Source organism: Micromonospora sp. NPDC049374 (genome assembly GCF_040677165.1).
Classification (GTDB): Bacteria; Actinomycetota; Actinomycetes; order Mycobacteriales; family Micromonosporaceae; genus Micromonospora.
The window spans coordinates 105,600-118,451 of sequence record NZ_JBFAQH010000012.1 but is presented as its reverse complement, the minus strand read 5'-3'; the positions used below and the strand labels follow the sequence as shown (position 1 = coordinate 118,451).

Here is a 12,852-nt window from a genome sequence, read left to right as displayed (position 1 = left end):
GCTGGTGGTATGCCGCGCGATACCGTGATCGGGTGCGAGGCGAAGCGGCAACCACCGGGCGATGGCTCCGGTTCGTGCTGCTGGCGTGCACCCTGTTCGGGCTGGCCGTGATGCACAGCCTGGGCCACGATCCCGTCCTCGGCGCGGCCGGGCACGGCAGCCATGCCGCACCGATCTCGTCAACTCACGTCGACGGCTGCCACACGGGGCAGTGTGTGGCACCGGCCGCCCAGAGCACGCAGGAGCCGGGACACGGTCACCCCTCGGGCTGGGCGGTCTGTGTGGCGATCGCCGCCGGCTTCGCACTCGCCGTCGTGCTCACCGTCCGCCTCCTTCGGCGTACGCGCAGCGTGCTGCCACGGGATCGTCGGCTCACCCGAGCCCGGGGCGCCCGTGCCCCGCCCGACTTTCCCATGATCGGCCTGACCACGGCCGCCGTGTCGGTGCTGCGGATATAGGAGCGACCAGCGCGCACCCGGTTGGGTGACCGCGCGACTCGCTTCTGTCCACCGACTCCTGAAAGGCCCTGTCAACCATGAATCGCACCCGTACACGCCGTGCCGTCTGGGCCGGCGTGAGCCTCAGCGTGGCGATCGGTCTTGCCGGCTGCGGCTCCGACCATCCGGCCGGTGCTGGCCACGACATGCCAGGTAACCCATCGTCAAGCGCGATCAGCGGCGAATCCGCCACCAGCAACGCGGCCGACGTGATGTTCGCGCAGATGATGATCCCGCACCACGAGCAGGCGGTCGAGATGTCCGACCTGGCCACCACCCGCGCGTCCGACCCGGAGGTGAAGCAGCTCGCCACGCAGATCAAGGACGCTCAGGCGCCCGAGATAGCCCAGCTGCGGACCTGGCTCACGTCCTGGGGCGCACCGATGCCGATGGCCAGCAGCGACGCCCATGGCATGCCCGAGATGGACCACGGGATGCCGGGCATGATGTCCGAGGCCGACATGACCCGCCTCGCGGCAGCCTCCGGCACCGAGTTCGATCGACAGTTCCTCACCATGATGATCGATCATCACGAGGGGGCCGTCACGATGGCCGAGGAGGAGGCCGCCCAGGGTGCCAACCCGGACGCCAGAGCGTTGGCGCAGCGGATCGTCACCACGCAGCAGGCCGAGATCGACACCATGAGGACGATCCTCGCCCGGCTCTGACGTCGGCCGGTGCCCGGGCGCTCCCGCCGCCCGGGCACCGTTGCGCACCGATGCCACCGCCGACCGCTTCCGGATGCGGTGGCGCTGTTCCGCTGCCGGCGACGGCTGATTGGGTGGGACCGCCGGCAGGTCGTCTGGGCACCTCAGCACGACCTGCCGGCGGGGCTCACCTGATGGCGGGACGGCGGGTGAGGGCGAATCCGACCACGCCCGCGACCGCGGCCAGCATCCCGCCGGCGGTGGTCCAGATCCAGCGGGAGCCGGCCTCGGGCAGCCAGCCGGTGAGGCTCAGGTTCCAGCCGTCGTCCCCGTCGCTCTCCGGTGCGACCGTCGGCTCGGCGTCCACGACGGTGCCGGCGTTTGTCGGTGGCACCAGCGCCGCCTCCAGTCTGCCGTCGTCGGCGGAGCTGCCGGCGTCGTCGGTGGTCGATACCAGCAGGTCCACGTCGATCGGTAGGCCGAGGTCGGGCTCGGGCACGTCGACCACGGCCAGGCGCACGTAGTAGGTGCCGGGCAGCGGGTCACCGGACCATGGCTCGGCCCAGGGGCGCACCCGCCGCATCGTGCAGCCGATGCCGACGGTACGCGCCGAGGCGTCAGCGGTCGGCGTCTGCGCGCCGGCCGTGCACGCCTGCCGGCGGCGCAGGCCGTCGAAGACCTCCACGCTCCAGGTGGATCGACCGTTGCGGTTCTGCGCGAGGGTGACCGTCGCGGTGATCTCGTGAATCTCACCCGCAGCGGCTGGGAACGACCAGTAGAGGTATTCACCGGTCGAGGCGGCGACCCGGACGGGTTGGCCGGCGGCGACCGGGGTGGCAGTGAGATACGAGGTGCCGGCCCTGGTGACGGTGACGGCACCGGGGGAAGGGGTGGGCGCGGCGAGCGCGGTGCCGGGGGTCAGGGCGACACCGGCGGCGATCAGCGCGGCGGCGGTTGCCCAACGGATACGCATCACTCAGTTCCTCCAGGTGGCTACCCACCAGCGGGTGAGCAGGCCGGTGACGAGCCCGGTGAGCAGGCCGGCGAGGGCCAGCAGGAGCAGCAGCACCCAGCCCCGGCCCAGGTCCGGACCGTCCGGGGCGGACGACGCGGCGACCACGTCGACGGTCAACTCGACGGGCATGCCCGGATCCGCGGCGGTGCCCGCCCGGGGCGAGAACATGTTGCTGACCACCAGGCAGACGGTGGTGACGGTCGAGGGCGCGCCGGCCGTCGGAGTCGGGTCGGTGCCCTCGGCCCGCTCGGCGTCGTCCCCAGCCGACCAGCGCAGACCGGTGGAGACCACGTCGGTACGTCCGCTGCCGGCGTCCACCCCGCGGACCAGTTCCCGGCCGTCGGCCGTCGTCGCCCGCAGCAGTACGCCGTAGTCGGGGTTGACCGGGCGGTCGAGCGCGACGCTGACCGAGGCCCGTAGCTCCTGTCCCGGCCGTACCGGCACCCGGTACCAGCGATGTTCGGAGAAGGTCTCCCGGTCGGTGTAGACACCGGGGGAGAGCAGGGGTGCACCCGGGCAGGTGTCCGTCCCGTCGACCTTCGCCGGGATGGTGGCGTACGTGTCGCGGGCCCGGTCCACCAACTGCTTCAGCCGGTCGGTCAGATCCTCGGCGCTCTGCGCGGCCGTGTAGGTGCCGCCGGTGGCGGCGGCGATGCAGAGCAACTGCCGGCGCACCTTCTCGTCCGGTGCGAGGCCGAGGGTGTCCACCACCAGCGTGGTGCCCTGGGCGGCCAGTTCCCGGGCCACCTGGCAGGGGTCCGGCGGGGCGCAGGTGTCCTCGCCGTCGGTGATCAGCACGATCCGGCGGGCGGTGGTGCCGGTACCGAGATCCTTGGCGGCTTCGCGCAGGGCGAGCCCGACCGGGGTGAAACCGGTCGGGCGTAAAGTCGCCACGGCGGCCTTGGCCTGCGTCCGGTCGACTGGACCGACCGGCACGATCTGCTGGGTGTCCAGGCAGCCCTGCTGCTTGTTCTTGCCCTGGTAGGTGGCGCCCAGCACCCGGATGCCCAGCTGCGTCTCGTCGGGCAGGGCGTCCACCACCTCGCCGAACGCCTGCTGGGCAACCGAGATCCGGCTGCGCCCGTCGATGTCGGTGGCCCGCATCGAGCCGCTCACGTCCAGTACCAGCTGGACCCGGGGTGGCTCGGTGGGCGGTTCCGCCCGGTCGTCGGCGAGTGCCGGCACCGGGCCGGCCAGCGTGGTCGCCGTCAGCAGCCCGAGGAGGACGGCTGACGACCATCTCTTGTTGATCACCGGGCGGAGTGTAGACAAGTCCACTCAGGACTGATCATCCGGCCGTGGTGCCGGTCGCTACGGCGGGGTGAGCGCGGTGGCCGTGCGTACGAGGTCGGCGTCGACCGCGAAGCGACCGTTGATCAGCGTGGGCGGGTGGTCGACCGGTGCCTCGTCGACCCGGGCGGGTGAGATCCGCGCGGTGAACGTCCCGGCGTCGGGATCGAGGCGCACCAGAGCGTCGTGGAAGTCGAGCCAGTTGCCGACGATCGGATGCCACACCTTGTAGACGGTTTCCTTCGCACTGAAGATCACCGCCGGCCAGTGGACGCCCGCGGGAAGCCGTTCGACCTGCTCGTCCTCCTCGGGCAGGCAGATCAGTCGGCGTACCCCCGCACCGAGTTCGCGGTGTTGCTCGGCGTCCATGCCGACCGCCCGGATCTCGTCGCTACGGGCAACGGCTGCCGCGCAGTAGCCGCGGGTGTGCGTGATGGTGCCGACCAGGCCGGCCGGCCAGACGGGTGAACGGTCGGCGGCGGCCGGTACGGCGACCGGCGGCAGGCCGAGTGCGGTCATGGCGCGGCGGGCGCACATCCGACCGGCGGTGAAGTCACGGCGGCGGCTGTCCACCGCGCGGTCCCCGAGACAGGCCGCCTCGGCCGCGTGCAACCGACCGGACCAGTCGTCCGGACCCGCCACGGCCACCGCGACGGCGGGTGGGAGCAGATCACGCACCTGCGGCTCCGGGATGGTGCTTTCGGCCAGTGGCACCGGTGCCAGCGACCGGCGACGATGGATGCTTCCGGTTGATGCATTGCCTGGGGCGGGTCGCGGCGGCCATGGTTGGTCAACGTACCGCAACGACGTAACGCCGCAGCGTTCCCGGACGCTGTAGATGCGCACGGGCATGTTCGACCCGGCGGTGGGCGGCAGGCCCGCCGTCACCGGTGGAGGCGGAGAGGAGCGCGATGACGGGTGTTACGGATCGCTCGGGTGTCACGGTGGCGGAGGCGGACGGAGCCGCGTCCCCCGAGCGGGTGGGCGAGCACGCCCCGCTGACCCCCGAATGGACGTGTGGCACCTGTGGCGCCGAGTGGCCCTGCGCGCCCAAACGGGAGCAGTTGCTGACCGAGTACGGCGTGGATCGGGCGATGCTCAGTGTCTACCTGGGTGCCTGTCTCGCCGCAGCCGCCGAGGACCTGCATGTCGTCGGGTCGACGTCATTGCAGGACCGGTTCTTCGGCTGGTTGCCGCGCCGCCCGAGACGACACTGACTTCTCGTCCGGACGATCGCCCCGACCGACGGCGCTTCGATGACGGGCGATGCCACGCGTGGCTGAGCGGCTGCACGGATCGGTTCAGCCGTCCGCCGGACGGCGGCTCCGGGGCGGCGCAGAGTCCGCGCGGAGTCACGCAGCGACAACGGTGGCCGCGACTTCTTGTCGCATTCGGCATTCGTCGGAAATCTGACCCACGCCGCCCCGTTGTGCCCTCGGTCGCTGGTGGTTAAGCTGCTGGTGCGCGCCCCAATCGCCCGCTTCCCCCGTGGCAGGCGATCGGGGCGCGTCCTATTTCCCGACGGAGGGCCCGCACGCCTCGGCGTGCGGGCCCTCCGTGGTGTCAGATCCAGCGGCCGTCCAACCACATCCGCGCCGACCAGTCCTCGTACGGCAACACCAGGCCCACGAAGATCGGGTAGAAGTACGCGAAGCAGAGGACGACAAGCGCCACGTACGCCCCGGCGATCACCCCGCCGACCAGCCGGCGGTCCCGGCTCGCCTCCTCGTCGGCACCGGTCACGGCCTGGGTGCCGCTCGGCCCCGCCGGCGAGGCGATCGCACCGAGCACGTAGACCACGGCGAGCACCAGGAACGGCACCGTGGGCGCGGCGTAGAAGGAGAACATCGTCCGGCCGTCGAGGGCGAACCAGAACCAGGGCAGCAGCCCGGCCGCCACGGCGAGCAGGATCGCGCCGGCCCGCCAGTCCCGCCGGGCCAGGCCGAGCCAGACCAGCGCCACCAGCGCGGGCAGGAACGACCACCACAGCAGCGGGGTACCCAGCAGCAGCACCTCCTCGGCGCAGCTCGCCGCGCCACAGGGGCCCTCGCCGGTCCAGTGGAACGCCACCGGCCGACCCAGCAGCAGCCACTGCCACGGCCACGACTGGTACTTGTGCGGATCATCGAGCTGGCTGTGGAAGCCCAGTGCCGCCTGGTGGTACTGGATCAGGTTCCACAGCGGACCGACGATGGGCGCGTCGCTGAGCCCGGCGTCCGGGTACCGCTCGGCGAGCCGGTAGTAGCCCTCCTGGCTGAACAACCAACCGGACCACGTCGCGACGTAGGTCACCGCCATCAGCAGACCGGCGAGCACCATCCAGGGCACGCCGTCGAGCAGGGTGTCCCGCCACGGTCGGGGTACCCCGGCCGACCGTCGGGCGCCGACGTCCCAGAGGAGCATCAGCAGCGCGAAGACGGGTACGAAGAACAGCGCGCTCCACTTCACCGCGAAGGCGCAACCGAGCAGCACCCCGGTCGCCAGCCGCCACCAGGGCCAGTTCCGCCAGCCGCCGGGCGGGCGGCCGGCACGCCCCCGGGCGGTCGGATCCAGCCCGGACTCCAGTGCCCGGGCCCACCGGCGGCGGGTCGCGTCCCGGTCCAGCACCAGCGCGCCGAAGGCGGCCAGGATGAAGAAGAGCAGGAAGATGTCGAGCAGCGCGGTGCGCGAGAGCACCAGGTGGAATCCGTCGACCGCGAGCAGCAGGCCGGCGGCGCAGCCGAGCACCGTGGAGCGGAACATCCGGCGGCCGATGCGGACCAGCAACAGCACCGACAGGGTGCCCATCAGGGCCGCCGAGAAGCGCCAGCCGAACTCCGGCGCGGTGGTGAACAGGTGACCGGGTACCGAGATGCCGTGCTCGGCGTCGCTGTAGCCGAAGGCCCACTCGCCGAAGCCGATCAACCACTTGCCCAGCGGCGGGTGGACCACGTACGACGGGGCGTTGTTCGTGTAGTTCCACTCCACGCCCTTGTCGATCAGCCCCCAGCCGTCCCGGGCGTAGTAGACCTCGTCGAAGATCTTGCCCGGCGGATGGCTGAGATTCGCGAACCGGAGAACCGCCGCGATGACCACGACCACCGCCGTGGCCAGCCACGAACGGTCGTCCAGCCCGGCTTCGACGGTGGCCAGCCGGCGGCGGATCGCCGCCGGTACGCCACCCCTCGCCGGACCGGGGGCGGTGGCTGTGGCCGCGCCCGGCTCCGCGGGCTGGTCGGGGCTCGCGCTCTGTGCTGTCGACGCACTCGTCACCCGGCGATCGTAGGCTGCCAAGGGGGTCGGTGGCGCCTGTCGTCCCCATATCCGGTACACCCGTCGATGAAGGAGTGCGCTGCTGTGGGTGGAATGTCCGAAAACGGTCGCCTGATTCTGCTCGGCGCGCCGCTCGGCAACCCCGCCGACGCCTCCGGCCGACTGCGGGACACCCTCGCCGTGGCCGACGTGGTCGCCGCCGAGGACACCCGTCGGCTGAACCGGCTCGCCCGCGACCTCGACGTGACCATCGCCGGTCGGATCGTCTCGTACTTCGAGGGCAACGAGGAGCGGCGTACCCCGGAACTGGTCGACGTGCTCACCGCGGGATACGTGGTCGCGCTGATCACCGACGGCGGCATGCCGAGCGTCTCCGATCCCGGCTACCGGTTGGTCCGCGCCGCCCTGGACGCCGGGGTGCCGGTCACCGCCGCGCCCGGTCCCAGTGCCGTCACCACCGCCCTCGCCTTGTCCGGACTGCCCTGCGACCGGTTCTGCTTCGAGGGGTTCCTGCCCCGTGCCCCCGGCGCCCGGCGCGCCCGGCTGCGGGCACTGGCCGCCGAGGAACGGACGCTGGTCCTCTTCGAAGCGCCGCACCGGATCGCCGCCGCGTTGACCGACCTGGCCGCCGCGTTCGGCGCCGACCGGCCCGCCGCACTCTGCCGGGAGCTGACCAAGACCTACGAGGAGGTGCTGCGTCGCCCGCTCGGTGAGCTGGCCCGGTGGGCCGCCGACGGCGACCCGCGCGGCGAGATCACGCTCGTGGTGGCCGGCGCGCCCGCCGCACCTGCCGTCCGTCCCGACGACGACTCGCTGCGCGCAGCGGTGGCCGAGCGGGAGGCGGCGGGCCGGAGTCGCCGGGACGCGATCACTGACGTCGCGGCCGAGTACGGGTTGCGCCGGCGCGACGTCTACGCGCTCGTGCACCAGTGAACCTGGGTGCTACCAGGCGGCGATCAGGAAGCCGAGGGCGGTCAGCAGCGGGCCGGCCAGCGAGGCGGCGACCGCCCAACGCCGCTCAGCCGGATCGGGCAGCCGGGTCGCACCGGTCCAGCGGGCGATGCCCACCGCGCAGCCGAGCACCCCGAGCACCCCGAGCAGCCAGCGCAGCTGAGCGCCCACCCCGCGGTCGGCGTACGCGACGTGTCCGTCCGGGCCGGTCACCCGGGCGGGCAGGGCCGAACCGGGCACGGCACGGTCCCGGGATACCCCGCTGACCCGTACGCCGTGGATCCGGAACTCCTCCTCCGTCGCCGTGAAGATGCCCCGGCACCGCTGGGTCAGGCCGTCGCCGGTGCACCTGGTGACAACCACCGTGCCGGAGGTCGCATGCCCCACGGCGAGCCAGAGCGGGCCGGCGCTGACCCAGGCGAAGAAGGCCGCCGCGAGGCTCAACCCGATCAACACGGACAACCCCGCCAGGGGATCCGGCGGATGGCTGCTCCGTTCCCGGCGCCGCAGTACCGGTCGGAACCGCTTCCACCACGGATCGACGTCGCCGGGCTCCTCCTGCCGCACCGGCGTGCCGTCCCAGTGCACCTGCTCGATCGGTGCCCAGAAGGTGTCCTCGTCCGGCGTACCGTCGTCGCGCGTCCGGTGCCGGCGGCCCCGACGCCCGGCAGGCCGGACCGGGACCCGCCGCGGCAGCGTGTCCACCGGTGCGCCGGTCGTCGGCTCCACCTCGCCTCCGCTTCGTGACTCGACGGTGGCGGGATCGGCCCGGTCCGGCCCGGTCGCGCCGGCCGCACCCTCGGGTGCCGCCGAGGGCACCGCGCGGGGCTGGGGAGCCACCGTCTGGGTGCGCGGCGCCGCCGCGGTGGAATCCGACCCGGCGTCGGGGAGAGGGCCGTCGGAGTGGTCTCGGGCGGCTCGGCTGCCAGTCACGCGTTCATTGGACACCCGTGAGGGTGGTTGATCAGGCAGCTCAGGCAGCGTGTCGACGACAATTCGGACTATTTGCCGACGGCGGTTCGGTCCTCGGGCCGACCGGGGACCCCTATTGGTTCGCGGTCACCTCGCGGGGGTCACTAGGCTTTCTGTCCATGAGTTACGTTCTCGCGGCAGTGGCCTGGCCGTACGCCAACGGTCCGCGCCACATCGGCCACGTCTCCGGTTTCGGCGTTCCCTCCGACGTCTTCGCCCGGTACATGCGGATGGCCGGCCACGACGTGCTCATGGTCTCCGGCACCGACGAGCACGGCACCCCGATCCAGGTGCAGGCCGACGCCGAAGGGCTCAAGCCGCGGGAACTGGCCGACCGGTACAACCGGGTGATCGTCGAGGACCTGCACGGCCTCGGCCTCTCCTACGACCTGTTCACCCGTACCACCACCGGCAACCACTACTCCGTGGTGCAGGAGCTGTTCGAGGGGATGTACCGCAACGGATACATCGTGCCGAAGACCACCATGGGGGCCATCTCGCCGTCCACCGGACGGACCTTGCCCGACCGGTACATCGAGGGCACCTGCCCGATCTGCGGCTACGACAGTGCCCGTGGCGACCAGTGCGACAACTGCGGCAACCAGCTCGACCCGATCGACCTGATCAACCCCCGCTCGAAGATCAACGGGGAGACGCCGGAGTTCGTCGAGACCGAGCACTTCTTCCTCGACCTGCCCGCCCTGGCCGACGTGCTGCGGCAGTGGCTGGACACCCGGGAGGGCTGGCGCCCGAACGTGCTGCGCTTCTCCCGGAACCTGCTTGACGATCTGCACCCCCGGGCCATCACCCGCGACCTGGAGTGGGGGGTACCGATCCCGCTCGACGGCTGGCGTGAGCGCACCGACAAGCGGATCTACGTGTGGTTCGACGCCGTCATCGGCTACCTGTCCGCGTCCATCGAGTGGGCCCGCCGCACCGGCGACCCGGAGGCCTGGCGGAAGTGGTGGTCCACCGATGGTGAGGGAAAGGACTCGCAGTCCTACTACTTCATGGGCAAGGACAACATCGTCTTCCACTCGGTGATCTGGCCCGCGCTGCTGTCCGGCTACTCCGGCGAGGGCAGCCGGGGCGGCGAACCAGGCCAGCTCGGACGGCTCAACCTGCCCACCGAGGTGGTCTCCAGCGAGTTCCTGACCATGGAGGGACGCAAGTTCTCGTCCTCGCGCCGGGTGGTCATCTACGTCCGGGACTTCCTCCAGCGGTACGACGCCGACGCGTTGCGCTACTTCATCGCGGTGGCCGGGCCGGAGAACAACGACACCGATTTCACCTGGGCCGAGTTTCTGCGCCGCAACAACGACGAACTGGTCGCCGGCTGGGGCAACCTGGTCAACCGGTCCATCTCGATGGCGGCGAAGAACTTCGGCGAGATCCCACCGATCGGCCCGGACGGGCTCACCGAGGCCGACGAGGCGCTGCTGGCCGTGGCACGCGCCGGCTTCGGCACGGTCGGCGACCTGATCGCCAGACACCGGCAGAAGCAGGCCATCGGCGAAGCGATGAAGGTGGTCGCCGAGGCCAACAGGTACCTCTCCGAGCAGGCGCCGTGGAAGCTCAAGGACGAGGCCGCCAAGCCCCGGATGGGCACCATCCTGCACGTCGCCCTCCAGGTGGTCAGCGACGCCAACACGCTGCTCACCCCGTTCCTGCCGCACTCCGCGCAGAAGATCCACGAACTGCTCGGCGGCACCGGGGTGCACGCACCGATGCCGGTGATCGAGGAGGTCGCCGACCTCGACGCCGGGCCCGGGTACCCGGTGCTGACCGGTGACTACACCCAGGGCGCGAGATGGGAGTCGGTACCGCTCGTGGTGGGCCGGGCGCTCGCGGCGCCCAAGCCGGTCTTCCGCAAGCTCGACCCCTCGATCGTCGACGAGGAACTGGCCCGGCTCGAAGGCTGACGGTCCGGTCGTCCGCGCGACGGGCGCGACCCGCTCGGGGTCGCGTCCGTGGCGTGAGTCGCTGGCCGCGCGTCCGTCGGCGGTACGCGCCGGACGTCGGCTCGGCCTGCGTCAGGCGCGGGCCATGGCCGGCGAGCCGATGAACTCCATGATCGCCTTGTTCACCTCGTCGGCGTTGGTCCACGGGGTACCGTGCGGTGCGCCCTTGAGGGTGATCAAGCGGCTGTCGGCGAGCATCGGCTGCAACCGCTGGCCGGTCTTCGGGTACGGCAGCACGTTGTCCTTGTCGCCCTGCACGATCAGCACCGGCACGTCGATCCGGGACACGTCGGCCCGGAAGTCCGTACCCCAGGCATCCACGCTGTCGTGCGTGGCCTTGGCGGAGGCCATCGCCCCGATGTTCCAGTGCGCCCGGTACGCCTCCTCGCTGACCAGCCTGCCCTTGTTCTCGTCGTAGTTGAAGAAGTTGTTGCAGAACTGCGTGAGGTAGGCGAACCGGTCCTGCGTGATCGCCTGCTTGAACCCCTCGAAGAGGCTCGCCTCGACACCCTCGGGGTTGTCCGGTGCCTTCCGCAGATACGGTGCCAGCGGTGCCAGCAGCACCGCCCGTTCCACCCGATCCGAGCCGTACGCGCCCAGGTAGCGGGTCACCTCGCCGGTACCCATCGAGTGGCCGACCAGGATCGTGTCACGCAGATCCAGCTCCGTCATCAGCACGTCGAGGTCGGCGGCGAAGGTGTCGTAGTCGTACCCGAACGCCGGCTGTGCCGAGTTGCCGTAGCCGCGCCGGTCGTACGTGATCACCCGGTATCCGGCGTCGAGCAGCGGTCCGGAGACCTTCTCCCAGGTCGCCCCGTTGAAGGGGAATCCGTGGATCAGCACGATCGGCTGACCCGACCCATGGTCCTCGTAGTACAGGTCGATGGGCGCGGAGTTCTCCGTGCCGACGGTGATGAAGGGCATCTCGTCCTCCTGTCAGGGTGGGAAACCGAGGCTTCCCCGGCGGGCATCCGATATTCCTGCGCCACCCCACCCGACAGACCAGGTCAGAGGAGATACGGGTGGTCCACCACCTGGTCGTCGGTGACCTCACCGCCCGGGGCCCACGTCTCGTACACGCCCCGTTCGTGACACTGTGCGCCGACCGCAGCGACCGCGTCCGGATCCGGACGTCGCAGCCGCAACCGCAGCCAGCCCGCCTCCTCACGCAACACCAGACACGGCACCCCCCGCCAGGCGGCCAGCCGCAACCGTCGGCTCACCCCGTCGACCGGGTAGCGGGCGGCCCTGGTCAGCGCCAGCACCCGGAAATCGCCGGGCAGGTCGGCGACCGCCTCGTACTCCCCGCCCGCGTACGTGCCCACCAGCCGGGTCGAACGCGGCGCCTCGCCGGTCGGCACGTACTCCTGATCCGGCGACAGACCCGGCACCGCGGCGAGCAGGTGTCGCCACTGCGGCCCGACCATCCGGAGCCAGCCCCGCTGCTCGGCCTGGTAGGCGTAGAGCACCACCTCCAGGCCCTCCGCCGGGTAGGCCAGCAGGGTGGCGTTCGCGGGCATCGGCAGGTCGGCGAAGTCCCGAGTGACGAACTCGGGGATCAGGTGGTGACTGCTCGGCGTGAAGCCGGTACCCAGCACCGCCGGGCCCAACCGGTCCCGGGCACCCAGCGCCGCCAACCCGCGGTACGCCGCGCCCGCCGGCACGTCGTAGTCGCCCGGGTCGGCGGCACGCCAGCGCAACGCGTACGTCACGTCCGCACCGTCCCGCCCGTCCCCGCCGTCCGTACGCAGCACACTCGTCGTCGTCGGGGTACGCAGATGCGCCACGTCGTGTTCCCGGTAGCAGAACCCGTGCGGCAGCCAGCCGCGTACGTAGCCGGCGAGCTGCCGGGCGGAGAGGATCTTCATCATCCGGGTGCCCCGCCGTACGCCGGCCGAGGCGCGTACCGCCGTGATCAGCGGGTCGTCCGCGCCGGCCGGCTGCTGGGCGAGCCGGTGCACCTCCGACCAACCCCGCTCGCGATGCAACGGCACCAGCAGGGGCAGCTCCGGATCCTCGGCCTGAGCGGTCCCCCCGTACACGGCGCCGACCTCGGTGACGTGCACGAACCGCCGCCACGGCAGCGCCGAGTTCACCCGGGGCGCCCATTCGAAACCGGCCACCTCGGCGGCGCTGAACAACTCGTACGCCGCACCTCGGGCGATCTCCTCGGCCGGGTACACCGCGCCGCCGAACGCCACCCGCAGACCGGTCCGCTCCGGCGCCGTACCGCCGGGCCGGGAAAGCTCGCTTCGCGCGTCCACTCC

At 71.6% G+C, this 12,852-nt stretch carries 12 protein-coding genes; 5 read left to right on the top strand and 7 right to left on the bottom strand.

The window, feature by feature from the left end:
- Positions 1-32 precede the first annotated feature (32 nt).
- Positions 33-458 (top strand): DUF6153 family protein, encoded by a 426-nt coding sequence (locus tag AB0J93_RS20430; RefSeq protein WP_363923887.1) that lies wholly within the window; start codon positions 33-35, stop codon positions 456-458.
- A gap of 128 nt (positions 459-586) precedes the next feature.
- On the top strand, positions 587-1,165 hold the full coding sequence (locus tag AB0J93_RS20425) for a DUF305 domain-containing protein (protein ID WP_363923886.1): 579 nt from the start codon (positions 587-589) through the stop codon (positions 1,163-1,165).
- A 166-nt stretch (positions 1,166-1,331) separates the two neighbouring features.
- On the opposite strand, the gene AB0J93_RS20420 is transcribed toward AB0J93_RS20425, so the two are convergent.
- From AB0J93_RS20420 to AB0J93_RS20410, 3 genes are read right to left on the bottom strand one after another with little or no spacing between them, the layout of a single operon-like run.
- Positions 1,332-2,117, bottom strand: a complete 786-nt coding sequence (locus AB0J93_RS20420) for a peptidase (RefSeq protein ID WP_363923885.1) — start codon at positions 2,115-2,117, stop codon at positions 1,332-1,334.
- A 3-nt stretch (positions 2,118-2,120) separates the two neighbouring features.
- Entirely contained in the window at positions 2,121-3,413 is a 1,293-nt protein-coding gene (locus AB0J93_RS20415; RefSeq protein ID WP_363923884.1) for a VWA domain-containing protein, read from the bottom strand.
- 57 nt (positions 3,414-3,470) lie between these two features.
- Positions 3,471-4,127, bottom strand: coding sequence for a 4'-phosphopantetheinyl transferase superfamily protein (locus AB0J93_RS20410; protein WP_363923883.1), 657 nt, complete (start codon positions 4,125-4,127; stop codon positions 3,471-3,473).
- Positions 4,128-4,360: 233 nt separating this feature from the next.
- Here AB0J93_RS20410 and AB0J93_RS20405 point away from each other — a divergent pair, with 233 nt between their 5' ends.
- On the top strand, positions 4,361-4,666 hold the full coding sequence (locus tag AB0J93_RS20405) for a hypothetical protein (protein WP_363923882.1): 306 nt from the start codon (positions 4,361-4,363) through the stop codon (positions 4,664-4,666).
- Between the two features lie 346 nt (positions 4,667-5,012).
- Here the strand turns inward: AB0J93_RS20405 and AB0J93_RS20400 are convergent, their stop codons facing one another.
- Positions 5,013-6,593 (bottom strand): phospholipid carrier-dependent glycosyltransferase, encoded by a 1,581-nt coding sequence (locus tag AB0J93_RS20400; RefSeq protein ID WP_363923988.1) that lies wholly within the window; start codon positions 6,591-6,593, stop codon positions 5,013-5,015.
- Between the two features lie 192 nt (positions 6,594-6,785).
- Between AB0J93_RS20400 and rsmI the strand changes: the two genes are divergently transcribed.
- Positions 6,786-7,634, top strand: coding sequence for a 16S rRNA (cytidine(1402)-2'-O)-methyltransferase (gene rsmI, locus AB0J93_RS20395; RefSeq protein WP_363923881.1), 849 nt, complete (start codon positions 6,786-6,788; stop codon positions 7,632-7,634).
- A gap of 9 nt (positions 7,635-7,643) precedes the next feature.
- Here the strand turns inward: rsmI and AB0J93_RS20390 are convergent, their stop codons facing one another.
- The gene (locus tag AB0J93_RS20390) at positions 7,644-8,585 is read right to left on the bottom strand and encodes a hypothetical protein (RefSeq protein WP_363923880.1); all 942 of its coding nucleotides are present in this window, start codon (positions 8,583-8,585) and stop codon (positions 7,644-7,646) included.
- A 158-nt stretch (positions 8,586-8,743) separates the two neighbouring features.
- Between AB0J93_RS20390 and metG the strand changes: the two genes are divergently transcribed.
- Positions 8,744-10,546 carry a methionine--tRNA ligase gene (gene metG, locus AB0J93_RS20385; RefSeq protein WP_363923879.1) on the top strand — a complete coding sequence of 601 codons (1,803 nt, stop codon included), beginning with the start codon at positions 8,744-8,746 and terminating at the stop codon, positions 10,544-10,546.
- A 111-nt stretch (positions 10,547-10,657) separates the two neighbouring features.
- Here the strand turns inward: metG and AB0J93_RS20380 are convergent, their stop codons facing one another.
- Both AB0J93_RS20380 and AB0J93_RS20375 read right to left on the bottom strand, forming a co-directional pair.
- A complete protein-coding gene (locus AB0J93_RS20380; RefSeq protein ID WP_363923878.1) occupies positions 10,658-11,509 on the bottom strand; it encodes an alpha/beta hydrolase in 852 nt (283 codons plus the stop codon).
- Between the two features lie 83 nt (positions 11,510-11,592).
- Positions 11,593-12,849, bottom strand: coding sequence for a hypothetical protein (locus AB0J93_RS20375; RefSeq protein WP_363923877.1), 1,257 nt, complete (start codon positions 12,847-12,849; stop codon positions 11,593-11,595).
- Positions 12,850-12,852 lie beyond the last annotated feature (3 nt).